We start from the raw sequence: 25,153 nt of genomic DNA on the forward strand, positions 1-25,153 counted from the left end.
TGCTACAGCGACCTTTGTGCGTCTGAAAAGGCGCACGGCGCTGTAGGGCATGTGTTTGACGGGAGGCGGGCACGATGGCGGAAATGGACAAGGTCTTTGCGGGGGCGATACCGGATCTCTATGACCGCCTGCTTGTGCCGCTCATCTTTACGGATTATGCGCACGATCTTGCCGCGCGCGTGGCCCGACTGAAGCCCCACGATCTTCTGGAGATCGCGGCCGGAACCGGCGTCGTCACCCGCGCGCTCGCCCCGCAGATGGACGCCAATGCCCGGCTCGTCGCAACCGACCTCAACCAGCCGATGCTCGACCTGGCGGCGCAGAAGCAAGGGGACGATCCGCGCATCACTTGGCGGCAGGCGGACGCGCTGGCGCTGCCCTTTCAGGCCTGGAGCTTCGATGTCGTATTCTGCCAGTTCGGCGTTATGTTTTTCCCGGACAGGGTGCAGGCCTACCGCGAAGCCCACCGCGTGCTGAAGCCTGGCGGCTGTTTCCTCTTCAATGTCTGGGACGCGATAGAGGCGAACGAGTTGGCGCATATGGTGACTGAAGCCCTGGCCGTGCATTTTCCCGATGACCCGCCGCGCTTCCTCGCGAGAACACCGTATGGCTACGGTGACCCGGCCGCCGTCCGCGCCGACCTGGAGGCGGCCGGTTTCCGCAATATCACGCTGGAGACCCTGGAAAAGAAAAGCGGCGCGCTATCGGCCGAGGAGATCGCGACCGGTTTCTGCCAGGGGACGCCGCTCAGAAACGAAATCGAGGCCCGCGACCTATCGGGCCTCGGCGCGGCGACCCGCGCAGCAACCGATGCCCTTCACCAGCGCTATGGCGAAGGCGCAATCGACGGGCGGATCAGGGCTCATGTCGTGGCGGCAAGCCGTTAGGCCCCGGAGGGAATGCATGCAAATCGGCAAACAGCAGACGGCGACGAGCCGGATCTCAACGGCGAGCGCGGAACGGGTCGAGGTGCGCGGCCGTGATCTCTGCCGCGACCTCATGGGGCGGCTGACGTTTACGGAATACTTCCATCTGCTGACGACCGGCCGAGAGCCGACGGAGAACCAGCGCTATTTTCTCGACCTCTTGCTGATCGCGATCGCCGAGCACGGCATAATGCCGACCGTGCAGGCGGCGCGGATGACGCTAGCCGCCGACCCCGGTTCGCTGCAGGGCGCTCTCGCAGCCGGTCTTCTCGGTTGCGGGCCGGTGCTCGTCGGAACCGCGGAACTCTGCGGTGCGCTGCTGGTGAAGGCCGAGGCGCGCATCGCCGGCGGCGAGGATGCCGATGTGGTGGTGCGCGCATTGGTCACGGACATTCGCGAGGCGGGTGGCAAGGTGCCGGGCTTCGGCCATCCGGTGCACCGGCCCGTCGATCCGCGCGCCGAGCGCATTCTGGAACTCGCCGATCAGCGCGGCGTGAGCGGCACTCATGTGAAGCTCGCACGGATGACCCGTACGATCGCCGCCGAGGTCTGGGGCAAACCGCTGGTGATGAACGTGTCCATGCCGATCGCCGCCGTGCTTCTCGACCTCGGCTTCCCGGTGACAATGATCAAGGCGATCCCGCTGCTCGCCCGGGCCGGCGGCATTCTCGCGCACCTGACGGAAGAGCGGGAAAACCCGATCGGCTTCGCCATGGCGTCGGCAGCGGAGGCGGCTGTCACCTACCGGAACGACGAAGAGGAGGGCGGCAGCTGACCATGCTTGATCCCGACATAGAGACGCTGCCCTGGCGCGAGCAGGTCCGGCTCGACGATCAGCTCTATCGACAGCAGATCGAATATCTGCTCGCCTGCTCGCGCTTCTACCAGACAAAGTTGGGGAGCGCCGGATTCGGCGCCGCCGCCAGGATCGGCGGTCTTGCCGCCATCGCCGAGCTACCCCTCACCGAAAAGAGCGAAATCCGCGCAAGCTGCACTGCGGCCGATCCGATGGGAACCCATGTGGCCGCGCCGATGGACGAGATCGTGCGGATCTATTCGACCAGCGGAACGACCGGGACGCCGAGCTATATTCCGCTGACGGCGGGCGACCTCGACAACTGGGTGACGACCTCCGCGCGCAGCTATTCCGCCTCCGGCATCCGGCCGGGCGAGGCGGTCGTTTCCACCTACAATGCCGGGCCGTTCGTGGCCGGCGCAGCACTTGCCGCCTTCGATCGGCTTGGCCTGCGCCACATCCCCGTCGGCACCGGAAACACCGAGCGGCTGATGGCGGCGATCCGCCTCCTGCAGCCCGCGGCCGCGGTGATGACGCCCTCCTATGCGGCCTATCTCGGCGAGTGGGCGGCGGAGCGCGACTTTGATCTGAAAGGCTCCAGCGTCAGGCGGCTGCTGGTGGCCGGCGAGCCCGGCGGCGGCGAGCCGAAATTCCGGTCGCGGCTCGAAGAGGCGTGGGGCGCCAAGGTGACCGAGGCGATGGGCATCGGCGATATCGGCGTGTCGCTCTGGGGCGAGTGCGAGGAGCAGTGCGGTATGCATCTCGGCGCCCGCGGCTTCGTGCATGCCGAACTGATCGACCCGGAAACCGCCGCGCCCATCGCGCTTGAGGACGGCGCGCGCGGCGAACTCGTGCTAACGCATCTCCGGCACCGGGCGGCGCCGATGCTCAGGTTTCGCACCCGCGATCACGTGGAGATGTGGACATCGCCCTGCCGCTGCGGGCGAACGGCGCCACGGGTGCGCTGCATCGGCCGCACCGACGACCTGCTGATCGTGCGTGGCGTCAACGTCTTTCCCTCGGCGATCCGCGACGTGGTCAGCGAATTTGCGCCCGCCGTCAGCGGCGTGATCCTGGTGAGGCCCCTGGCGACGGGCCCGCGGCAGGAGCCGCCGTTGCCGGTTTCGGTGGAACTCGGCAAGGATCGCGAAGGCGGCCCGGGACTCGCCGAGAGCATCGAGAAGCGCATCCGCGAGGTGCTCGTCGTCTCGACGCGGGTAGAGATCCTGCCCTGGGGGTCGCTTCAGCGCAGCGAATACAAGTCGAAACTGGTGCAGAGACCGGAGTAAAATCAGGCTGGCGTGGTGCGGCTTCCGCCTGCGCTCCGCGAAACGAAAAACGGGAGGATGACGATGCGAAAGCTGCAATCGCAAGGGGTCCATCACATCACGCTGGTCGGCGCGGACCGGCAGACGTCGATCGATTTCTGGGAAGGACTGCTCGGCATGCCCTTCATCTTCGAGCAGCCGAACCTCGACCGGGCGACGGAAAGCCATCTTTATTTCGATCCGGGCGACGGTCGGCTGATCACCGTTTTCACCGACGAGGACCGCAAGCCCGATCCGAAGCGGACCTCGACCGACATCGGCTGCGTGCACCACATCGCCTTCGCCGTCTCGCGCGCGACGTTCCAGCAGGCGGTGGAGCGTCTCAACGAGCGGGAGATCCGCCACAGCGGGGTCAAGGACCGCGGCTTCATGGATTCGATCTATTTCGAGGATCCGCTCGGGCTGCTAGTGGAACTCGCCTCCTATCGCTTCGAGCCGCCAGCCGGTCACACCCACGCCGAGGTGCTGATGGAGGCGCACAAGGTGCGAGTGGCGCGCGGCGACTACAACATCGCCGAGGTGCACCTTGCCGATGCCATCGAGGCGCTGACCGAGCGGACACGGGGATCGCTGTCCGAGGATCGGACGCCGAAGAACCCCTATTGACTACTGCAGCGACCTTTGTGCGTCTTAAAAGACGCACTGCGCTGTAGGCGGGACGAGACAAGAGCCAACGGGAGGACCAACCATGCCTGAAATCAAACTCAACGTGATCAAACCCAGCGTCAACAACATGACGGCGCGCGTCTTCATGCGTGCGGCCGGCCTCGATTTCAACGAGAACGACGTCTTCGGCCAGACGCGCACGCCCGAATATCTGGCGAAGGCGCCGTCGCATCTGACGCCGATGATCGAAATGGGCGACCTGCCGAACGGGGCGCTGTGGGAAAGCTGCGCGATCATGCAGTATCTCTGCAACAAGAACGGGCTCGACGATCTCTATCCGAAAGACCCCGAGGCGCGCGCGATGATCGACAGCGCCATGTTCTACCTGATCGGCACGTTTTATCCCTATCTCGCCCGTGCCACCTATCCGGCGCTCAACTTTCCGCAATATCCGGGCGAGGTCGGCTACAGCGATGCCGATCCGGTAACGAAGGAGCATGCGCGCATGGCCGCGACCGAGGCGCTGGCCGAGCCGCTCGAGGTGTTCCACAAGTTCTTCATCGGCGACAGGTCCTTCATCGGCGGCGCGAAGCCTTCGATCGCCGACATCAGGCTTGCCGCAACCCTCGAGTTCCTCGCGGTAATCGACTATCCGCTGCCGGACTGGGCGAAGGCCTATATGGCGTCGATGGAGAGGGCGCTCGGCAGCGCCTATAGCGAACCGGCGGCGGATGTTCGCGGCTATATCAGTTATGTGCGCGGTGAGCGGTGATGGGGAGTAGGGCGTATTTCGGTTGAATCAGCGGGTTGTGGTGGTTTCCTGCGAATTCGCATGAGTACGCCGCATCGTTGTTTTGCCGCTGGGCTTTCTCTTTCCGTCATCCTCGGGCTTGACCCGAGGATCCAAGATCGAGCCGCCACGGTTTGGCTCACGAGGCGTCGTCGGCTGCGTGTGTTTGGATCCTCGGGTCAAGCCCGAGGATGACGGTGGAATACGGGGATGACGGAGGCGACGCTGCGGCGTTGATCGCGGGAACGAACGGCCGCTGCCTCACTCACATTGTTGTTTGCCCTGTTTGCCGTGGGGCACTCCTCTTTCCGTCATCCTCGGGCTTGACCCGAGGATTCAGAATCGCGCAGCCGCTTGCAGCGCCGCGCGTCCAATCGGACGCGCAAAGGTCGCTGTAGCCCGCACACCTCACTTCCGATAGAGCATCCAGTCCTTGCGGGTGCCGCCTGCTTCGCTGCCGGCGAAGAACATGACCCGGTCGCTCGCGGTTTCGGTGGCGGTTTGCAGGGCCTTTTCCGCATGGCCGACCAGTTCGGAGGCGGTGCCGGCGTCGAAAGTGGTGCTGCATCCGAAGCGGGCGAGAACCACCGGCATTCGGCGCTGGCGGTTGTCGAATGCGCTCTGGCAGCTTTTCTTCAACTGATCCGACACCTTCTGGATTTCCGCCTCGGCGCTCGTCCAAACGAGGATGCCGATCTGCGGCCGGTCGAGCCATGCCGCGAAGTCGGTCGTCTGAATGGTCTGCGACACAACGAGGCCGAGCCGCTCCAAAATCGCTTCCTTGAGCTTGACGAGTTCCCTGGCCTCGAAGGGTTCGAGCGCCAGCAGATTGCAGAGGATGAGCGAAGCGCCTTCGGGGTAACGCTCGCCGCCATAGAGTTCGGCGAGCTTCTTGTTGAAGCCTCGGCGGTTGGCGAGGTTCGTGGCGAGGTGGGTGAATTTCGTGCGCTCGAACTCTTCGACGTCGCTCGCAATCGCCGCAACGGCCGAGATTTGCGTCGAGACGCTTTCGAGCATCTGCGTGCTCTTCGACTGCTGCACCTCCGTCAGTTGCCGGATTGTCTGCAGGTGGGACTGGATCGATTTCGTGTCCCTCGGGTCGATCGAAGAGATCTTGCCGGTCGCCTGGCCGAGCAGGCTCGAATAGCTGGAGAGCGAGTTCTGGCCCGATTGCAGCGACTCCTTCAGGGTTGAAAGCTCGCTCTGGATGCGGTTGGTGGATTCATCGACGAGCGATTTGCCGAAATGATGCGGCAGGTAGGCGCGTGCGAGCGCGTCGAGTTCCTCCTCCGCGATCGGCTTGGTGAGGCGGGCAAACTTCTCCCGGAGCTCTGGATTGCTGCCGCTGATGATCTCGTACATGAGCTCGTAATTGACCGGAGAGGCATGGATCTCCAGCCGGTTCAGCGTGGCAAAGACGGTGTAGCAGAGTTCCTTGCGGCTCTGCTCCGCAAGCTGTTTCGGGGATGAATTCGCAATCGCCATAGTGCAGCGCCTTTCGCATGAAGCGTCACAGGCGAATGCACCTGGGACGACGGTCGGACAGGTACGCGTGAGGCCGGGGCCTCGTATCGATATGCAGCAGCGAGGGGTATCGCCGTCCGACTCCGCCATTCATGCGGTTTGACTGACGCGACCGCGTCCTGTCGAACAACCTAGAGTAAGCGAAGCTCCATTAATGGCTGGTAAATTAGCAACTGTGATTGGCCAGAGATGCGAAAGCAGATGACGATTGCGGCCGTGAAATGGGAATGGCTGCACGTTCCCTCAACCGATCCGATCAGGGAAGATGCAGCAATTCAAGGTGCTAGTAGAAGAGGGGGCGGCGCGAGCGCGGTGAGCGCGCCAATCGGGGCGGATAGGTCAGCGCTTGTAGAGGGACCAGTCCTTGCGCTGGCCGCCGGCCTTGCTGTCCAAGAAGAAGACGACGGCTTCGTCGGCCTGGTCGGTAGCGGTTTCGAGCGCCGTTTCGGCATGAATGAAGAGGCTCGCCGCCGTATCGGCGTCATAGGTCGTGCTGCATCCGAAATGCGCGGTGACGGCGGGCATGCCCGGCCGCTGGCCGCTGAAGGCGCGCAGGCAGTTCGTGCGGATGTGCTCGGCGATCCGCTGGATTTCCGCTTCGCTGGTGGTCGCGACGAGAATGCCGATCTGCGGCCGGTCGAGCCAGGCGGCGAAATCGGTGGTGTGAATGGTCTGCGAGACGACGGAACCGAGCCGCTGCAGGATCGCTTCCTTGAGCTTGATCAGTTCCTTCTTCTCGAAGGGTTCGAGCGCCAGCAGATTGCAGAGAATGAGCGCTGCGCCGTCCGGATAGCGCTCGCCGTAAAGCTCGGCGAGCTTGCGGTTGAAGCCGCGCCGGTTGGCGAGATTGGTGGCGGCGTGCGTGAACTTCGCCCGCTCGAAATCGTCGAGATCGCCGCTAATCGCGGTGACCGCCGAGATATGGGTCGAAACGCTTTCCAGCATCTCGTCGCTCTTCGAGCGCTGGATGTCGGTCGCCGCCCGGATCGCCTGCAGCTCCGACTGGATCCTCTGGGTGTCGCCCGGATCGATCGCGGAGAAATTGCCGCTCGCCTCGCCGAGCATGCTCGAGTAGCTCGAGAGCGAGGTCTGGCCCGACTGCAACGACTCCTTCAAGGTCGAGAGCTCGGTCTGGATGCGGGTGGCGGACTCCTCGACTTTCGACTGGCCGAAATGATGCGGCAGGTACATGCGCGCCAATATGTCCAGATCCTCCTCGGTGACGTCGCGGCCAAGGCGGGCGAACTTCTCGCGCAGTTCCGGATTGTTGCCGCTGATGATTTCGCACATCAGCTCGTAATTGATCGGCGAGGCATCGATCTGCAGCCGCTCCAACGTGGCGAAGGCATTGTAATAAACGTCCCGGCGGATCTGCTGCGCAATATGTTTCGGGGAAGGGCTCACGACAGCCATGGTGTGGCACCTTTCAGGAAAAGCGACTGATGCGGGACGGGACGCATGAAGCGGAAACCTCGGATCGGAAAAGGAGGCAAGGATCTTCGATCCCGCATCATGCGGACGGAACGATGCCTGATGCATCCGATCGAGCGGCCGAGAGTAACTGGACGCACGTTAAAGGCGGGTGAAGGGAATAGCGAGAATGTTTGGGGTTGTGGATTTTGGTAGGGGTTGCCCTCAATCCTGCCCGACCGAAGCAGGGGTGCGCTGCGGCTCCCCGTACTCGTCCGGCGTCTCGGCGGCTTCCCTTGCCGGCGGCGGCACGCTTGTGCCGTACTCTTTCAGCCCGGCGAGCTTGTGGCCGCGTTCGCGCAGCCACTGGAAGACGACGTAGAGGGCGGGGATGATGAAGATGCCGAGGAGGGAGGCGGCGAGCATGCCGCCGCCGTCACCAGCGGGATCAGCCCGACGATGAAGGCGAAGCTCGTCATCATCACCGCGCGGAAGCGGGTGCGCGCGCCCTCGACGGCGGCCTCGACGATGCCAGCGCCTTTCTCGCGCTGGAATTTTGCGAATTCGAGGCGGCCCTTATTCTCCGCTGGAGTATTGAAATCAGAGCACTTCGCCGTTGCAAGTCACGCAACTTGAGATTGATCAGTTATCGACAGGTCTCGGCGACGTGCAGGCTGCGTCTCGGGCGCGATCACACCGGCTTCGCCTCGTCCTCCCGCCGGGCCGAACCCATCCAGGCGACGACGAGATCGTAGAAGACGCCGAGCACGATCGGGCCGAGGAAGAGGCCGATCAGCCCATGGGAGATGGTGCCGCCGATCACGCCGGCGAGGATGACGAGCATCGGCGTCTTCAGTCCGCGGGCGACCAGCATCGGCTTCAACACGTTGTCGATGAGCCCGATGAAGACCAGGATCAGCGTCAGGCCGAGGGCGCCAACGGTCTCCATGGACATCCAGGCCCAGATGGCAACTGGCAGGAGCACCGGCGCGGGACCGATCTGGATGATGCAGAAGATGAGGACGGCGAAGGCGAGCGCGCTCGCCGCGGGAATGCCGAAGAGCGAGAAGGCGAGCCCGGCAAGCAGCGCCTGCAGCAGCGCCACGCCGATCACGCCGCGCGCGACATTGCGGATCGTTGCGGCGGCGAGATCGACGAAGCCGGTGCCGCGCTCGCCGGCGACCCGCCGGGCGAAGAGCTTCAGCCCTTGCCCAAGCCGCGGGCCGGGGCGGAAGAGAAAGCCGGCGATGATGACCGAAACGATGAAGCCGATGAGGTCGACGCCGATGCCGGCGATCTTGCCGAGCACCGTGCCGCCGGCTTGAAGGAGCGAGGGCGCGAGGCGCTGCAGCGTCGCTTCGAGATTGCCCAAGGCCTGGCTCCAGGTGGCGTGGAGCCAGTCGCCGATCAGCGGCCAGTCGCGCACGGCATCCGGCGGTGCCGGCACGGAGAAGGTGCCGGCGGCGAGCTTTGCGATGAGCGCCTGCACGCCTTCCGCAAAGCTCAGCGCAATGGCCGCCAGCGGCCCGGCGATCACCGCGAGGGCGACGAGCGTGATCGCCGCCGCCGCGAGGCGAGGGCGGTCGCCCAGGAGCGCGGTGAGCGCCTTGAAAACCGGATAGAGCGCGACGGCGAGAATGCCCGCCCAAATGGCGATGATCGCGAAGGGGGCGATGAGCGTGAACGACCAATAGGCGAAAAGCGCCAGCACGCCGAGCCGCAGGAACTCGGTGACCCGCGGCTCGATCGACGCCGAGCTGACCGGGCTGCTTGCGCCCGCATCCGCTTTGACCGGAGTTTGCACATCATCCATGGCTGCTTCCCCCACTGCATGTTTCCTTAAATCGGGCCCGATTTAAGGATAAAAACATGCGGTAATTCAAAGTGCTACAGCGTCCTTTGCGCGTCTGATAAGACGCGCGGCGCTGTAGGGGCGAGGAACGCCCGCCGCCGTTTGCCCCCGCAACGGCCGGCATGGCCGCGTGATCCAACTCTTTGAAACTACGCAATTCCGGACGGAAAAACCTTTACACAACTTTTCCTGGAATTGCTCTGGTCCGGGTGAGGACAGGATCAGGCGGCAAGCGGAGTGTACAGCGCGGGTGGTGCTGGTGGAAGTGTGGAAGTGTGGGAGCCCGAGACGCGGACGCCGACGTTCTGGATCGTCACGGGAAAGTCCGCAGGGCGAGCGGCCCGGCGCGAGGGTGAAGATCCCTTCGCCGGCGCCGGTCTGCAGCGCCACAGTATACGACAGCAGCGTGTTACGGCTCGTCGGTTGCGGTACGGTAAGGCTCTCCTCCGTCCTCATTCCTGTGACAGGCACAGGGATGACGGGGTCCGGGGTTGGCCGCGCGCCACCGAACTGATGTGGTGAGGGCGAAAAAAGTATCCGCCAAACCCAGTTACGCCACTGCCGCGCACTGTGTTCAGACGCGCAAAACGTCGCTGTAGCACTTTGAATTGCTGCAGGTATTTGCCCTTAAATCGGTTCCGATTTAAGGACAAACTGTAGCGGGAGCGGTTTAGCGGGCGCGGGCCACTTTCTTGGGTCCGGGCAGCAGGCCCTCGCGCTGGAGCTTCTTGCGGGCCAGCTTGCGGGTGCGGCGTACGGCTTCAGCCTTTTCGCGCGCACGCTTTTCGGACGGCTTTTCGTAGGCGCTGCGCGCCTTCATTTCGCGGAAAACGCCCTCGCGCTGCATCTTCTTCTTCAGAACGCGGAGGGCTTGCTCGATGTTGTTATCCCTGACGAGTACTTGCAAAGTCTGTCCTTCCTTTCAACGGCAGGTGCCGTTTTACGCGTTGATTGGACGCGGTTGCGTCTGATGCGGAGAGGGGGCTCCCCGGTTGACATTACGGACGGCGCACCGGCTGGCGTCGCCCGGAAACGATTGGCTCAAGTGATAGCTTCACTTGGCTGCTTTGGTGCTCAACGGTTTGAGCCAGGGCTGACCGCTGACCGTCGCCGCCTCGTCGTCCTGCCGAGCCGGCAAGTCCGTTTCGGTGGCATCGATATCGCCCTCGAAGATGCGCCGGTCGAAGTTTTCGGTGCCGAAGCGAACGCGATACTGCGGTTCGCCGTATTCGGCCGCCGGCAGGATCCCGACAATGCGGCATCTTCTGTCGGCGCTCGCCGTCCGGGTGAGGTCGGCCCTGAGCACGACCGTATCGCCAACGCTGTAGCTGTTCCGGCTCATCACCATCTCCTTTGCCGGAAACTTCCGGCGCCGAGAACTTTCGGCGGCAAAGCAAAAAGGCCGGGCATTACCCCGACCTCTTCCTGTCATTCGCGCGCGCCACTGCCAGTACATCCGTGGTCAGCGGCGGCGAATGCGAATGACAAATTACGCGGCGCGCAGATTGTCGGCCGAGCTCTTGCCCGACTTGTTGTCGCGCACGATGTCGTAGCTGACCTTCTGGCCCTCGACGAGCGAGCGCATTCCGGCGCGTTCAACCGCAGAAACATGCACGAACACATCCGTCGTGCCGTCGTCGGGCTGGATGAAACCAAAACCCTTGGTGCTGTTGAACCACTTTACGGTGCCTGAATTCATAACGATTTCCTTTCAATCGTTGGAGTTTCCGGACGAAGATTCATCCGATTAGATCGATATTTGAGAGGAAATCTGTCGAGCGCGTCGGCGCTAAGGCAAAGGTCACAAGCAATGTTCGACTGGCCTTATATAGACGTTATTGCCAGATATGCAATGGACGGGCGGAAATTAATCGGGAAGACGGGCTTTTGAGGATGCGGAAATACGATCGAGCCCGATTGGAACCCGAGATAATGTTTCGGAGGATCATCGACACGCTGGCCGAGGTGGGTAGGCAGCGGGTTGAGAGTGGGGTGCAGACGAGCTAACCAGGCCGTCCGAGCACGTCGAGGAGCCAGACGAGACCGGCGTCCATCAGCGCCGCCTTCGGCACAACCGCCTGGACGCTGGGGCTGCCGAGGCCCAGCGGCAGCTTTGTGGTGGCGACGGCGAAGCGCTCCGCATGCATCGCGACGAATCGCTTCGGCAGGAAGCAGATCAGCTGCGTCTTGCTGACGAGATCGAGCGCCAGCAAGAAATTCGGCACGGCCAAGGCTACGCGGCGAGAAAGACCGCGGCTTTCGAGCAGCTCGTCGACAAGGCCCCGGAGGTCGCCTCTGGGGGCGACAAGCAGATGCTGCATGCGGCAATAGTTCTCGATCGTCGGGTTCTTGAGGAAGGGATGGCCGCTCCGCGCTGCGACGACGAACTCTTCCTCGTAAAGCGGTTGCCCGGTGAAGCGAGCCGGCAGCTCGTAAAAAGGGGCGATCGCCACATCGATCAGCCGCCCATCGAGATCGGAAAGCGCCGTCTCCATTTGCATGTGACGCACGACGAGATCGATGCCCGGCGCGTTGCGGGCGATCTCGTCGAGCAGCGGCGGCAGGAAAACCGAGAAGCCATCGGCCGTGCCGATCGTGAAGCGGCGACGGGCGCGCGCCGGATCGAAGGGCTCGGCCGTGGAGATGACGCTTCTCACCCGCGCGAGAATATCGGCTATCGGCGTCGCCAGTTCCTTGGCGCGATCGGTCGGCACCACGCCCTTCGGAGTCTTCAGGAAGAGCGGATCATTGAGCAGCCGCCGCAAGCGGCCGAGACCGTGGCTGACGGCCGAGGCGGAGAGGTTCAGCCTTTCGGCGGCGCGGCCGACATTCCCCTCGTCAAGTACTGTTTCGAAGAGCACCAGCAGGTTGAGGTCGGCGCGCGATAGGTCGATTTCATTCAGCATAATGCTGAAATCATATCACTTCATTCAGTATCCACAACGTCGTAGGTTTCCGGCGAGGCCGGTGCGGTCTCCCAATAGCCTGGAGGACGAAATGAGCGATTTCATCGGGTACATCGAAACCCTGGCGCTCTGCAGCTTGCAGCCAGCGGAGGGGCGGGGCCAGCCGCCGGCGCGTGCCGATACGGCCGTCAACGCGCGGCTGCGCGAGGCGCTCGCCGGCGAGGATAGGGCGGCGGCGGTCATCAACTTCTGGCGCGACGCGGGGCCGACACGTTGGTTTGCCAAGGAGCCGGAGTTCGATCGCACCTTTCGCGAGCGCTTCCTCGCGAGCCACGAGGCGGCGGCTCGCGGCGAACTCTTGCATTGGACGGTTTCGCCGGAGAAGACGCTGGCGCTCCTTCTTCTCCTCGATCAATTCCCCCGCAACGCCTTTCGCGGCACGCCGCGCATGTATGAGACCGACGCCCTGGCGCTCGGCATCGCACGCGCCGCCGTGGACGCGGGTTACGATCTCAAGGGACCGGCCGACCTGCAGCTCTTCTTCTATCTCCCGTTCGGCCATTCGGAAGAGCTTGCCGACCAGGAGCGCTCCGTCGAACTTGCCCGCCGCCTCGGGGAGCCGAGTCTGTCCCACGCCATAGGCCACCGGGATATCGTCCGCCGCTTCGGCCGTTTCCCGCACCGGAACGGGATTCTCGGGCGGACGATGACGGAAGAGGAGCAGCGGTTTCTCGACGCGGGTGGGTTTGCGGGGTGAGAAGGGGGCGACGAGCGGACCCCTCCTGCATGTTTCCTTAAGTCGTAGCCGATTTAAGGATAAAAACATGCAGCAATTCAAAGTGCTACAGCGTCCTTTGCGCGTCTGATAAGACGCGCGGCGCTGTCGTATAGGCGAATCTCCTGCGACGACGTGAGCTTCGATGTCGTTGTTTTCAACTCAGCGAGCTACCGCATCCGAGGCAAGCAACAAAAGCCTCGGGCTACTCCAACTTCCTGTCATTCGCTTGGCGCCGCTGCCAGGCCATCCGTAGTCAGCGGCGGCGTGTGCTCCGCCCCCCGATCAGCTCCCGGTAATGCGGAAGGATCTGGTCCGCGGTGAGCGGGGCGAGTGCCACGCCGTCAATGTCAAACGGCGACACCCATTTCGCTTCCTCGATTTCGGCCGCGGGGTGGAAGTGAACCTGTTCCGTTTTGACGAGGAAGACATCCGCATGGACGCGATGTCCCGGCTCATTGGATGCCTCGGCGCTGAACCGGCCCAGGACCTCGAAGGATGCCGGCTCGACGTGAAGATCGATCTCTTCCTTGAGCTCCCGCGCCAATGCCGCATCCGGCGTTTCACCGGGGCCGATCTTTCCGCCCGGCTGCATGAAGGCGCTTGCCCCGCGCTTGCGCACGAGAAGCGTGTGGCCGTCGGGGCGGATCAACAGGGCGGCGGCGATGCGGATTGTGGTCAATTTTCGAACCTTGAGTCGTGATTGCGGAGCTGAATCGCGGTTGGCAAGCGTCGATGAACGCTCTTGGCCCAAAGTGGTAATCGAAATTGTCGCAAACCTCTCATTTAGCGAAGCCCAACTGTTCTGCCGACCGTCGTCTGACGCTAGTATGTCGCTATAAGATGTCTTACGCCTATGTTTCAGAGGCTGTGAAGCGTAATTCAGGCAACTCAAGTGTATCGCGGCTCATCGGAGTTGCTCTAGTATATTTGTCTATCGCATTCTCCGACGCCGAAGCGATGCCGCTTCGGCTACAAATGTTTTAGGTCTATTACCACACGTTTAGGTTTTCTCGCGTGGTAAGCTTGACGCTTACGGAACTGATTGAGTCTGAACGTCCCCTCGCAAGGCATCTATTACCAAATCCTCAAGACGTCGCAGGAGCGCCCCACGCGCCGCAACTGCATGTTCAAATAGTGAAAGAGAACTATGCTTGGGTCTTCTGTCAGATGCACTTAACTTTCTAACGCACAGCGCGAGATACGACTTGCCGCGCAAAAATCTTACTGGATCAGAGCAAATAGTTTGGTAGACAGCAAGTGAATGTCCAGGTGAAACGAACGCGGTTTCTAGCTCAAGCTCGTCCAGTCGCTGATCTACGACCTCGTTCACATGCGCAGAAATGCTAACGCTTTCGCCTCGAAGCTTTCGAGCCACATTGTATGAAAACCATCTTTTGAAGTATTCCACTTCGACTAAAAATTGCGGTCGCTCACCACTCGTAAGAAGGTTCGTGAGGTCATAGTCTCTGAATAGATCGCTCTCGATCGAATATCCTTCTGTAGTGAGGATTTTATTCAATTGATATTCTATGGGAATTCCGCTGAAAATCCAAAAATCCCGATCGCAAATAAAAAGGCATCTAGTATAAGCCGCGTCATTCACTAGCGCATCGTGTATTTGTAAGACTTTGTCGCGCCCGCCAGCGGACACCAAGAGAGCGACAACGCCGAGTTCACTTCCGGCACGATCCTCGATATTCCGATAAGCTATTACATCATCTTTTCCCTCGATCACGATATTCATAATAGAGGATTTTTTTATAGTCGCCACGATCTCTGGCACTGTAAGCTCAATCTTACTCACGGCAGCATTACTCCACAACGAGGTTGTCGCCGCGATCGCTACTTCCATCTATACTTATTTCCTTGTCAGGATACTTTGAGTAAATGAACGGAGAATGCGTGGCAATTATAAACTGGTTGCCTGATTTTTGCTTCAGAAGGGTCGGAAAAATCAATCTTTGCCAATCGACGTGCAAGCTAAGCTCCGGCTCATCTATGAAGGCAATGCAATCCCTCTTGAACGCATTGTAACATATGAAACTGAGCATTTGCTTTTCGCCAGCCGAGAGCGAATCTGAATTGATGGCGCTAGCAGCGTCCCCAAAATTCAGTCGTGTCCCGAACCTTATTCCTGAATGCTGAAAGAACTGGGCGATGAGCTTTTGGATCGCCTCCATGGGAGCCATTATTGCTTTTCGTTTCGTCTCCATTTCTTCGATCTGCTGATGGACGGAATTGATTACATGATTTGCGCTTTCTATAGCCTCCGTCTCACCCTCTGCTATCTCAAGTGGGACACTCTTGTACCGCCTGATAACATCAATCATCTCGGTCGAGACTGTTTGCTGGAGACGGTTCGACTCCTCCGAGAGGTCAGCGTAGTGCTTCAGAAGCAGACTTTCGATGTCTATCGTTGAGATAGACGTGACGAAAGAATGATCGCTGTTTGACATTCTTCGAGCCAGACCACTCATGGCATCTTCAAGCTGTCGTGACGGGCCGCTTGAAGGTCCAAGTCGTCCTTTCGGCCCTCCCATCGTGAAGCCCCCTTCTATCCGGCGAAACGTCGGAAAGAAAAGACTGGAGCCGACCGGGGTTACCAGCTCCGCCAGTACGTCACGAGCATCCGAAAGAACGAAATCTGGCCTGTCTTCATGACCATATTCATCCTCGATCGACCGACGTACACCAGTAGCATCAGTGAACTCTGCTCGACAAGTGCTTGGGTTGATGCGCGTTATTTCGCATCTATATTCCGAAGTCTTCAGGTCTATGCGGTTGAACTGTATCTCGGATACGGCTTGACTGATATTTCCGCTCAAGACATACCAAATAAGCTTTAAGAAGGTTGTCTTCCCTGCCCCATTCCGGCCGGTAACGATATTAAGATCGTCATTGAATCTAGCTCTGACAACTCCGGTGCGGCCGAGAAGGCCTTCAACTTCAACTGTTATGAGCTTCATGACACCCCTCTGCAATCCTCACGAATGTTCCCTCACATACACACTCCCAATACAAGCACACAGGGTTCATTTTAGTTAACGGCAAGCGAAAAGGAGGATGCTTTTTAACACTGCTCCTCATCAGACCGCATTCGAGACTCAAGGTGAGGTCTGCTTCTGGCGCAAAGCTGACTTTGACTCTCTCCCCCTGTCACACCCCTGTAAAACACCCGCTCTATCCCTCGGCCCCATCTTTCTCCCACCGAGGGCAATCCCATGAAAACGCTTCTCTCCGCCGTTGCCGCAGCAGCCGTTGCTGGCCTTCTTTCCACTGCGGCTTATGCCGAAAGCCTGGTGCTTTATACCAGCCAGCCGAACGAGGATGCGCAGGCGACAGTGGATGCGTTCAAGGCGGCGAACCCCGGCGTCGAGGTCGAGTGGGTGCGCGAGGGGACGACGAAGATCATGGCCAAGCTGATGGCCGAGATCGAGGCGGGCAATCCGGTGGCGGACGTGCTTCTGATTGCCGACACGGTGACGATGCAGCGGCTGAAGGAGGGCGGGCATCTGCTGCCCTACGAGTCGCCCGAGGTGGCGGGCTATGATGCCGCGCTCTACGATGCGGATGGCGCCTATTACTCGACCAAGATGATCACCACCGGCATCGTCTACAACACCTCTGCCGGGATGAAGCCGGAAGGCTGGCAGGATCTCGCCAAGCCCGAAGCAAAGGGCCTCGTCACCATGCCGAGCCCGCTCACCTCCGGTGCCGCGCTCATCCATGCCGAGACGCTGGCCGCCATTCCCGGCCTCGGCTGGGACTATTACAAGGCGCTTGCCGAAAACGGCGCGACGGCCGCCGGCGGCAATGGCGGCGTGTTGAAGGCGGTCGCGACCGGCGAGAAGGCCTATGGCATGCTCGTCGATTTCATGGCGATCCGCGAGAAGGCCAAGGGCGCGCCGGTGGAATTCGTCTTCCCGGCCGAGGGCGTTTCCGCCGTCACCGAGCCGGTCGGCATCCTGCAGACCGCGAAGAACGTCGATGCCGCGAAGAAATTCGTCGACTTCCTCCTCTCCGAGGAAGGCCAGAAGGTTGCGGTGAAGATGGGCTATATCCCGGCCCGCAACGGCGTGGCGCTGCCGGAAGGCTATCCGGCCCGCGAGACGATCAAGGTGCTGCCGGTCGATGCTGCCGCGGCGGTCAAGAATTCCGAAGCGTCCCTCAAAACCTTCTCCGGCATTTTCGGGATGAACTGATCGCCTCATGACGCGAGCGGACGAGATCGCCCGCAGCCGGCGCCCCGGTGCGCCGGTGGAATCTGATGCGGAAGGCGGCTCCGGACTGAAATTGCCGAAGCCGCCACAACGCTTTCTGTCGAGGGTGGCGGGCCCATTGCGGTCTCTCTTCGGCGGTGGGGAGGCGGCGGAAAGCCGGCCTCCCCAAACGACTCCCGCAAAACTGCCCGGCGAACTGACGCGCGCGTTAAGCGGCGTCGAGCTGCCGGCGATGCCTCACGTCACGGAAGATGGCTCCCTCAAGGTGATGCCGCCGCACGGCAGCGGGGCAGGGCGCGCCTTCCGCGCCCGCAAGCGGCGGGCGTCGTCCGGCGAGCCGGCCTGGCTTCTGCCCTTCGTGCTTTGTGCGGTGCTGCTGCTCTCGGTGCTGCCGCTTGCCCGCCTTGTCGGGGCGGGCTTGAGTGGGCTGGTCGACGGGCAGGCGGCGCGGCTGATCTTCGAGCCGGCGACCTTCGCGGCGCTTCGCAACACGCTCATCACCGCCACCGGCGGCATGGTCGTCTCGCTCGTCCTCGGTTCGCTCTTCGCCTTCGCGGCGGCGCTCACCGACATCAGGGGCAAGCTGATTTTGAGCTTCGCCTTCATGCTGCCGATGATGATCCCGCCGCAGGTGACGGCGCTTGCCTGGGTGGAGATGTCGGGGCCGGCGAGCCCGTTGCTCAAGACGCTCGGGCTTGCGCCGCCGCTCGGCAGCCCGCAGCTGCTCTATTCGCTTTCCGGCATCGCGCTTCTCTTGGGCGTGCAGCATGCGCCGCTCGTCTTCCTGGCGCTCAAAGCCGGGCTTGCGGCAAGCCCGCGCGACGGCATCGAGGCGGCGCGGCTTGCGGGCGCCGGTCCGTTCCGCGTCTTTCGCGATATCGTGCTGCCGCTGGCTATGCCGGGGCTAATCGCCGGCGGGGCGATCGCCTTCGTCTCCGGCATCGGCAATTTCGGCATTCCGGCGATCCTCGGCATTCCCGCCGGCATCGAGACGCTGCCGACGCTGATCTTCAGCCGGCTCGCGAGCTTCGGCGCCGCGACCTTCGGCGAGATCGCGCTGATCTCGACGCTGATCGCCGCGATCTCCGCCGGCGGGCTCATCGTGCAGCAGCGCGCCCTTTCTGGCCGCGACTATCGCCTGATCGGCCATTCCGGCGTGCGCACCGCCTTCGCGCTCGGGCGCTTGCGCATTGCTCTCGAAGTGCTGCTCTGGTCGGTGCTGGCGCTGGTGCTTGTCGCGCCCCTCCTGGCGCTCGTCACAAGCTCGCTGGTGCCGGCCTATGGTGTGCCGCTCAATCTCAACACCGTATCGCTCAGCGCCTATGGCGAAATCCTGTTCCGCCAGTCGATCACGCTGACGGCGCTCAAAAATTCGCTGTTCCTCGCCTCGGCCGCGGCGCTCGGCCTGCTGGTGGTCACCGTGCCGGCCGCCTATCTCCTGACGCGGCGGAAGGGTGTGCTTGCCAATCTCATCGCCATCCTGATCGAGGTTCCCTATGCGCTGCCCGGCATCGTGCTCGCCGTCGCCTTCATCCTCACCTTCGCGGCACCGCTGCCGGTCGTCGGCCTCTCGCTCTACGGCACGATCTGGATCATCCTCGCTGCCTATTTCTCCTCGTTCCTCGCCGTCAGCCTGAAGCCTGTCATGAGCGCGTTTCTCCAGATGGACCCCTCGCTCGAGGAGGCGGCAAGGCTTGCCGGCGCGGGCTTTTCCCGCCGGATGCGCGATGTGCTGCTGCCGATGATTGCGCCGGCGGCCGGGGCCTCCGTCATCCTCGTCTTCCTGATCGCGGCGAATGAGTTGACCGTCTCGGCGCTGCTCTGGTCGGCGGGCACGCAGACGCTCGGCGTCGCGATCTTCAATCTCGACGACAGCGGCTCGTCCGATCTCGCCTCGGCGCTCTCGGTGCTCGTCGTCGTCCTGGTGATCGCGCTGATGGCGGCGCTCGAATTTTTCGCAAAGTACCTGCCGGAGGGCGTGCTGCCGTGGCGCAACTGATCCTGAACCACCTGACCAAGGATTTCGGGAGCGGCCGGCCGGCGGTGGCGGACGTTTCGCTGACGCTGCGCCGGCAGGCCTTTCTCGCGCTCCTCGGCCCCTCCGGCTGCGGCAAGACGACGGTGCTTCGCATGATCGCCGGCTTCGAGCAGCCGACGGACGGTTCGATCTTCTATGGCGAGCGGCGGCTTTCGGACGCCGAGCGCGCGCTGCCGCCGGAAAAGCGCAACATGGCGATGGTGTTCCAGTCCTATGCGCTCTGGCCGCATATGACGGTCGCGGAGAACGTCGGCTATCCCTTGAAGGTGAGGGGCATTTCCGGTGCGCCCTGGCAGAAGCTCGTGGGCGACGCGCTGGCGCTGGTCAAGCTCACCGACTTTGCCGAGCGGCGGCCGTCAGCGCTTTCCGGCGGCCAGCGCCAGCGGGTGGCGCTCGCCCGCTGCCTCGTGACCCAGCCGGATGTCGTGCTGCTCGACGAGCCGCTCGCCAATCTCGACCAGCACCTGCGCAAAGCAATGGAGGAGACCTTCCGCGCCTTCCACGAGCGCTCCGGCGCCACCATGGTCTACGTCACCCACGACCAGGCCGAGGCGATGTCGCTCGCAACCGACGTCGCGGTGATGTCGGAAGGCCGGCTCCTCCAGGTGGCGCCGCCGGCAGAGATCTATGCTAGGCCGGAGGGGCGCGTCGTCGGCGGCCTCATCGGTCGCGGCAGCATCCTGCGGTTGCCGCTGGCGGAGACCGGCGAAAGGCAGCTCGGCTGGCCGGTGTTCCGCGAGGCGCTCGGGTGGCGCGATGCAAATGGTGCGACCGGCGGGCCGCTTGCCGACGTGCTGGTTAGGCCGGAACACGTCCACCGCGGCACCGACGGCATTCTCATGCGGGTCATGTCGTGCGCCTTCGAAGGCGAACGCTTCTCGCTCGACCTTGCGCTCGGCGATGGCCAGCGGCTGAAGGCCTACAGCAGCGTGGCGATCGCGGAGGGACAGGCGGTGCCGTTCGTGATCGCGAGCGGCTGGCGTCTGTGAGGGTGGCGGTGGCGGCGGTGCCTTGCTCCCTACAAGTCTGTTGAGTTGGTGGTGCGGTCCCCCTACAAACGCCCGCGTCGCCGCTCCATTTGATCTTCACCAAGGGTTCGGTTCACCGATGCCCAAAGTGTCCCGCGCTGCCGACGAGGCGCGGCTGGACTGCTGTGACAAGCACAGGAGTGAGGGAGTTGGGGTGATGGACGGTGCCAGGGTTAGTGGCGAGAGGATGCCAATGCAAGCAGGTGCACGATCTCTCCTGCTGTCATCCTCGGGCTTGACCCGAGGATCCATCATCAAGGTTTGAGCGCCTTGTGTTTGGATCCTCGGGTCAAGCCCGAGGATGACGGAGTGGGCAGGCCAGAACTTCGCCCAAGGTACGGGGGCGAGCCCGACGATGATGGAACGGCCTGTCCGTGATGACGCGAGGGTGGAGCCTCCATCGCCGGAAAAACTGCATCAAAAAGGTAACTGGTTGCTTTATACAATCAATAATGCGATAGTGCGAACAATGCTTGACCAACCAAGGGAGGAAACAATGAAGCTCTACCAGGGCATGGGACCGAGCTCCTATCGCGTGCGCATCTTCATGGCGGAAAAGGGCGTCACGCTGCCGATGGTGAACATCGATTTCTTCAAGGGCGAGCACAGGGCACCGGACTTCCTGAAGCTCAATTCGCTCGGGCAGATCCCGGTGCTGGAGCTCGACGACGGCACGATCATCACCGAAAGCGTCGCGATCTGCCGGTATCTAGAGGAGACGCATCCCGAGCCGCCGCTCTTCGGCACCGATGCCGTCAGCTGCGCCAAGGTCGAGATGTGGAACCGGCGGGCGGAACTGGTGATCTTGGCCACGATCGGCAACGTCGCGCTCCATTCCGATGAGCTCTTCAAGGATCGCCTGACGCAGTTTCCGGCCTTCGCGGAGACCGAGCGGCAGGCGGTGCCGAAGAAATGGGCCTGGCTCGACCGCGAGCTTGCCGACGGCCGGCCGTTCCTCGCAGGTGAGGATTTCTCGATCGCCGACATTACCGCCGGCGTTTGCGGCTGGCTGGGCGAGGTCTTCGGCATGGAAATCCCGGATACGCTTGAGAATGTGAAGCGCTGGAACGAGCGGGTGAGGAGTCGGCCGAGCTGGGATGCATAAGGCGGGAACGCTGGGTGATTTGACGGGCCGGCGGTGGGCTAGAGCCCTTCAGGGCTAAATGGAAGCAGTTCTGCCGTATGCTTTGGCTACGCCGCGCGCCGGCCAGTCGACCATCCGACTCCGTTTGAGCCAACAGAGCTGTTTCCATTTAACCCTGAAGGGCTCTAGCTCTGTCGCTTGCCGCTGCGAGCGTCCGGCCGCTTCGGGTTAGCCTGTTCAACAAATCGGACATAGGGCCTGGGAACCAGCACCACGCCTGCACGTTCCTCTCAGCGGCACAACAACGGCGGCGGCGGGGAGCAACCGAGCGCGCCGCCAGCAACAGAGGCGGCGAGCAAATGTATCTCATGGCCCTTGCGACAGACTACGACGGCACGCTGGCTGAAGACGGCGCTGTCAGGCCGGAAACGCTGGAGGCCTTGAAGAGACTGAAGGAGACCGGCCGAAAGCTCCTGCTCGTTACCGGGCGCGAGCTGCCGGATCTGAAGCGGGTGTTCCCCCACACGGACCTTTTCGACAAGGTCGTCGTGGAGAACGGCGCCTTGCTCTATACGCCCGATAGCGACGAAGAGAAGCTGATCGCGCCCGCACCGCCGCCGGAATTTGTCGCACGCCTGCGGCAGAAGGGCGTCGACAACATATCCGTGGGGCGTTCCATCGTCGCCACCTGGGAGCCGCATCAAACCGCCGCGCTCGAAGCAATCAACGAACTTGGCCTTGAACTCGAGATCATTTTCAACAAGGGCGCAGTGATGGTGCTTCCGAGCGGCGTCAACAAGGCGACCGGGCTCAAATCGGCGATCGAGGAGATGCAGCTTTCCTTCCTGAACGTCGTGGCTGTCGGCGATGCGGAAAACGATCACGCGCTGCTGCGGACGGTCGGCTGTGGCGTCGCGGTCGCGAATGCCCTGCCGGCGCTGAAGGATACGGCCGATCTGGTGCTCGTCGGCGCGCGAGGCGAGGGCGTCGAGGAACTGATCGCCGAGATCATCGAGCGCGACCATGCGCTCTGCGTCAACAAGCGCCACCGGATCCCGATCGGCGAGGACGACGACGGACCGGCCGAAATCGGGCCGCGCGACGTGCTGCTGATTGCCGGAAGTTCGGGCAGCGGCAAGTCGATGCTGGTAACCGCCGTTTCGGAGCGGCTGCAGGAGCGGCGCTCACAGTTCTGCGTTTTCGATGCGGAAGGTGACTATGAGGGCCTCGAGGGTACCGTGACCGTCGGCAGCAGTCTGGTACCGCCGACGGAGAGCGAGATCGTGGAACTCCTCGCCAATCCGGACAACAATGTCGTGATCAATGCGCTCGGCCTCGAGGTCGAGGAACATCCGGAGTTCTTCTCCAAGCTGATGCCGTCCCTGTCGGCCTTTCGCGCCAAGACGGGCAGGCCACACTGGCTGATCATCGACGAGGCGCATCTCGCCCTGCCGGCGTCACGCGACAGCGCTTCGCTGGCTCTCGCGGACGACCGCTCGGGTATGATCATGATCACCGTTCATCCGGATTCCGTTTCTCCAGATGTGCTTGCGGCAGTCACCGCCGTCGCGGCATTCGGTCCCGCAGCGCGCGAGGCGATCGAAGCTCTTTGCGCGGCTGTGGGAGAAGCGCCGCCGGACGGTCTTGACGAGCCAGAGGCGGACGACGAGGTGCTTTTCTGGCAACGCTCGAGTGCCGCGCCCGTGCGGCGAATCCGGGTCGAAAAGCCGCGGCAGGCCCGCAAGCGGCACACGCGCAAATATGCCGAAGGCCATCTGGACGAGGAGGCGAGCTTCTATTTCCGCGGCCCGGAGCAGGAGATGAACCTGCGCGCCCACAACCTGACGGCCTTCCTGCAGATTGCCGAGGGGATCAATGACGAGACCTGGGAGCATCACTTAAGGGGCGGCGACTACTCGCAATGGTTCGAGGAAAGCATCGGCGATGCGGAGCTGGCAGAGGAAGCCGCAGGGGTCGAGGAAGATCGCTCGCTCTCGCCCGCCGAAAGTCGCGACAGGATCGCAGAGGCCGTGCGCCGCCGCTACACGGCACCGGCATTGGGGTAGTGCCGTCTACGCCACGCCGATCTCGTGCGCGAGACGATTGCGGACGCGTGTATATTGGGAACGAAAGAGGTGGGGCAACCGTCTTTTGCAAGGGGTTACAGATGAAAATCCTCTCGCATGCCGACCAGCCACTCGAGGAATGGCGCCCGGGCGTTCAGACGCGAATGAATGTCGCCGCTACCGTGGGCGCAAGGGAGCTTTGCATCTTCGAGCAATGGGTCTTGCCTGGTGCCGGTGCGCCCGACCACTTCCATTTCGTCGAGGAGGTGCTGACCGTGCTGGCGGGCGAGGCGGAGATCCGCCTTGGAGCGGACCGTGTGGTTCTGACGCCCGGTCAATCACTGATCGTTCCCGCGGGCCTCCGGCACGGCTTTCGCAACATAGGTCCGGCGACGCTTCATATGCATGCGGTCCTCGCTTCCGCCTGCTTCGAGGCGGCGTTCGACGAGCGCGAACCTCCGGTTCGTCGATGGGCGATGCCGTCGCCAATCGAGCAGACATAGACAGTCGCCCCGCGTGCCTTGGCCCCTGCCGATACGCGCTTGCCATTTCTGAGTCTGGCCGCACGTAGCTGTGGACTTGCCTCGTTTTTGCCGTTCTTGCCTTCTCCGTGGCCTTTTTGAGTTCCTAAAATAGGTGACTGATTCGCGCCCGCACCGCTTTCGTCGCAGTTTCCGGGGGACGGACGAGCCTCTTACGACCCCGCGAAACTGCCCAAGGAGAAGAGCCATGACAGAGTACAAGAAGCCGATCATCACGGAGATGCGTCCGAAAATCACTGTCATCGGTGTCGGCGGCGGGGGCGGCAACGCCATCAACAACATGATCGCGGAGAACCTGCAAGGCGTCGATTTCATTGCCGCCAATACCGACGCGCAGGCGCTTTCGATGTCGAAGGCGGAGCGGCGCATCCAGCTCGGCACCGCCGTTACCGAGGGTCTCGGTGCCGGATCGCTGCCGGATATCGGCAATGCGGCGGCGCAGGAATCGATCGACGAGATCATGGATCATCTGGGTGGCACGCATATGTGCTTCGTCACCGCCGGCATGGGCGGCGGCACCGGCACCGGGGCGGCGCCGGTGATTGCCGAGGCGGCGCGGCGGGCCGGCATCCTGACGGTGGCCGTCGTCACCAAGCCCTTCAGCTTCGAGGGCAAGCGGCGCATGCAGACGGCGGAGATGGGCATCGATCGGCTGCGCGAGAGCGCCGACACCGTGATCGTCATCCCCAACCAGAACCTCTTCCGCATCGCCGATGCCAAGACCACCTTTGCCGACGCCTTCATGATCGCCGACCGGGTGCTCTATTCGGGGGTCAGCTGCATCACCGACCTGATCGTCAAGGAGGGGTTGATGAACCTCGACTTCGCCGACGTGAAGACGGTGATGAAGGGCATGGGCCGGGCGATGATGGGAACGGGCGAGGCGACCGGCGAGAGCCGCGCGATGATGGCGGCGGAGGCGGCGATCGCCAATCCGCTGCTCGACGAAGTCTCGATGCGCGGCGCCAAGGGCGTGCTGGTCTCGATCTCCGGCGGCATGGACATGACGCTGTTCGAGGTCGACGAGGCGGCCACCCGCATCCGCGAGGAGGTCTATGACGAGGCCGACATCGTCGTCGGCGCGATCTTCGACCGGACGCTCGACGGCACCTTCCGCGTCTCCGTGGTGGCAACAGGTCTCGACAGCCCGCGCACGACCGGCGACATTCAGGGCCAGCCCGAGATGGTCAACGGCCAGCCGGCACAGGTTCCGCCGCGCACGCTGCAATAGTTTCTTGACGCAATTCCGGAGGGGAAGC

General features: G+C 62.6%; 23 protein-coding genes and 1 pseudogene. 13 read left to right on the plus strand and 11 right to left on the minus strand.

Annotated features, from left to right (window positions below; genetic code table 11):
• Positions 1-74: 74 nt before the first annotated feature.
• From PZN02_RS13425 to PZN02_RS13445, 5 genes are all read left to right on the plus strand, one after another.
• The gene (locus tag PZN02_RS13425; protein ID WP_280658472.1) at positions 75-887 is read left to right on the plus strand and encodes a class I SAM-dependent methyltransferase; all 813 of its coding nucleotides are present in this window, start codon (positions 75-77) and stop codon (positions 885-887) included.
• 16 nt (positions 888-903) lie between these two features.
• Positions 904-1,701 carry a citryl-CoA lyase gene (locus tag PZN02_RS13430; protein ID WP_280658473.1) on the plus strand — a complete coding sequence of 266 codons (798 nt, stop codon included), beginning with the start codon at positions 904-906 and terminating at the stop codon, positions 1,699-1,701.
• 2 nt (positions 1,702-1,703) lie between these two features.
• Complete coding sequence (locus PZN02_RS13435) at positions 1,704-3,011, plus strand: phenylacetate--CoA ligase family protein (protein ID WP_280658474.1); 1,308 nt, start codon at positions 1,704-1,706, stop codon at positions 3,009-3,011.
• Positions 3,012-3,074: 63 nt separating this feature from the next.
• Entirely contained in the window at positions 3,075-3,656 is a 582-nt protein-coding gene (locus PZN02_RS13440) for a VOC family protein (protein ID WP_280658475.1), read from the plus strand.
• A gap of 82 nt (positions 3,657-3,738) precedes the next feature.
• A complete protein-coding gene (locus PZN02_RS13445; RefSeq protein ID WP_280658476.1) occupies positions 3,739-4,428 on the plus strand; it encodes a glutathione S-transferase family protein in 690 nt (229 codons plus the stop codon).
• A 426-nt stretch (positions 4,429-4,854) separates the two neighbouring features.
• Here the strand turns inward: PZN02_RS13445 and PZN02_RS13450 are convergent, their stop codons facing one another.
• From PZN02_RS13450 to PZN02_RS13485, 8 genes and pseudogenes are all read right to left on the minus strand, one after another.
• Positions 4,855-5,931, minus strand: coding sequence for a diguanylate cyclase domain-containing protein (locus tag PZN02_RS13450; protein WP_280658477.1), 1,077 nt, complete (start codon positions 5,929-5,931; stop codon positions 4,855-4,857).
• A 378-nt stretch (positions 5,932-6,309) separates the two neighbouring features.
• Positions 6,310-7,383 carry a diguanylate cyclase domain-containing protein gene (locus PZN02_RS13455; RefSeq protein ID WP_280658478.1) on the minus strand — a complete coding sequence of 358 codons (1,074 nt, stop codon included), beginning with the start codon at positions 7,381-7,383 and terminating at the stop codon, positions 6,310-6,312.
• 222 nt (positions 7,384-7,605) lie between these two features.
• Positions 7,606-7,949 (minus strand): annotated as a pseudogene (locus PZN02_RS13460) (efflux RND transporter permease subunit); the annotation flags it as partial.
• Positions 7,950-8,071: 122 nt separating this feature from the next.
• A complete protein-coding gene (locus tag PZN02_RS13465) occupies positions 8,072-9,193 on the minus strand; it encodes an AI-2E family transporter (RefSeq protein WP_280658479.1) in 1,122 nt (373 codons plus the stop codon).
• Positions 9,194-9,902: 709 nt separating this feature from the next.
• The gene (rpsU, locus tag PZN02_RS13470; protein WP_153441407.1) at positions 9,903-10,139 is read right to left on the minus strand and encodes a 30S ribosomal protein S21; all 237 of its coding nucleotides are present in this window, start codon (positions 10,137-10,139) and stop codon (positions 9,903-9,905) included.
• A gap of 147 nt (positions 10,140-10,286) precedes the next feature.
• Positions 10,287-10,574, minus strand: a complete 288-nt coding sequence (locus tag PZN02_RS13475) for a cold-shock protein (RefSeq protein ID WP_280658480.1) — start codon at positions 10,572-10,574, stop codon at positions 10,287-10,289.
• A gap of 147 nt (positions 10,575-10,721) precedes the next feature.
• Positions 10,722-10,931, minus strand: a complete 210-nt coding sequence (locus tag PZN02_RS13480; protein ID WP_153441409.1) for a cold-shock protein — start codon at positions 10,929-10,931, stop codon at positions 10,722-10,724.
• A gap of 304 nt (positions 10,932-11,235) precedes the next feature.
• A complete protein-coding gene (locus PZN02_RS13485) occupies positions 11,236-12,138 on the minus strand; it encodes a LysR family transcriptional regulator (RefSeq protein ID WP_280658481.1) in 903 nt (300 codons plus the stop codon).
• 91 nt (positions 12,139-12,229) lie between these two features.
• Here PZN02_RS13485 and PZN02_RS13490 point away from each other — a divergent pair, with 91 nt between their 5' ends.
• The gene (locus tag PZN02_RS13490; protein ID WP_280658482.1) at positions 12,230-12,895 is read left to right on the plus strand and encodes a DUF924 family protein; all 666 of its coding nucleotides are present in this window, start codon (positions 12,230-12,232) and stop codon (positions 12,893-12,895) included.
• Positions 12,896-13,169: 274 nt separating this feature from the next.
• Here the strand turns inward: PZN02_RS13490 and PZN02_RS13495 are convergent, their stop codons facing one another.
• From PZN02_RS13495 to PZN02_RS13505, 3 genes are all read right to left on the minus strand, one after another.
• Entirely contained in the window at positions 13,170-13,595 is a 426-nt protein-coding gene (locus PZN02_RS13495) for an NUDIX hydrolase (protein WP_280658483.1), read from the minus strand.
• Positions 13,596-13,946: 351 nt separating this feature from the next.
• Positions 13,947-14,768 carry a DUF4435 domain-containing protein gene (locus tag PZN02_RS13500; RefSeq protein WP_280658484.1) on the minus strand — a complete coding sequence of 274 codons (822 nt, stop codon included), beginning with the start codon at positions 14,766-14,768 and terminating at the stop codon, positions 13,947-13,949.
• Complete coding sequence (locus PZN02_RS13505) at positions 14,728-15,882, minus strand: AAA family ATPase (RefSeq protein ID WP_280658485.1); 1,155 nt, start codon at positions 15,880-15,882, stop codon at positions 14,728-14,730. The genes PZN02_RS13500 and PZN02_RS13505 overlap by 41 nt, the downstream gene beginning before the upstream one ends.
• A 255-nt stretch (positions 15,883-16,137) precedes the next feature.
• Here PZN02_RS13505 and PZN02_RS13510 point away from each other — a divergent pair, with 255 nt between their 5' ends.
• The 7 genes from PZN02_RS13510 to ftsZ all read left to right on the plus strand — a co-directional run bounded on the left by PZN02_RS13510 (position 16,138) and on the right by ftsZ (position 25,125).
• Complete coding sequence (locus PZN02_RS13510) at positions 16,138-17,118, plus strand: ABC transporter substrate-binding protein (protein WP_280658486.1); 981 nt, start codon at positions 16,138-16,140, stop codon at positions 17,116-17,118.
• 286 nt (positions 17,119-17,404) lie between these two features.
• Positions 17,405-19,135 (plus strand): ABC transporter permease, encoded by a 1,731-nt coding sequence (locus PZN02_RS13515; protein ID WP_425336292.1) that lies wholly within the window; start codon positions 17,405-17,407, stop codon positions 19,133-19,135.
• Entirely contained in the window at positions 19,123-20,163 is a 1,041-nt protein-coding gene (locus PZN02_RS13520) for an ABC transporter ATP-binding protein (RefSeq protein ID WP_280658488.1), read from the plus strand. The genes PZN02_RS13515 and PZN02_RS13520 overlap by 13 nt, the downstream gene beginning before the upstream one ends.
• A gap of 535 nt (positions 20,164-20,698) precedes the next feature.
• Positions 20,699-21,307, plus strand: coding sequence for a glutathione S-transferase family protein (locus PZN02_RS13525; RefSeq protein WP_280658489.1), 609 nt, complete (start codon positions 20,699-20,701; stop codon positions 21,305-21,307).
• Positions 21,308-21,645: 338 nt separating this feature from the next.
• Entirely contained in the window at positions 21,646-23,352 is a 1,707-nt protein-coding gene (locus PZN02_RS13530) for an HAD family hydrolase (protein ID WP_280658490.1), read from the plus strand.
• Positions 23,353-23,453: 101 nt separating this feature from the next.
• Positions 23,454-23,855, plus strand: a complete 402-nt coding sequence (locus PZN02_RS13535; RefSeq protein ID WP_280658491.1) for a cupin domain-containing protein — start codon at positions 23,454-23,456, stop codon at positions 23,853-23,855.
• Positions 23,856-24,081: 226 nt separating this feature from the next.
• Positions 24,082-25,125: a cell division protein FtsZ gene (ftsZ, locus tag PZN02_RS13540; RefSeq protein WP_280658492.1), complete on the plus strand. Its 1,044-nt coding sequence runs from the start codon at positions 24,082-24,084 to the stop codon at positions 25,123-25,125.
• Positions 25,126-25,153 lie beyond the last annotated feature (28 nt).

This window comes from Sinorhizobium garamanticum (assembly GCF_029892065.1).
GTDB classification, from domain to species: Bacteria; Pseudomonadota; Alphaproteobacteria; order Rhizobiales; family Rhizobiaceae; genus Sinorhizobium; species Sinorhizobium garamanticum.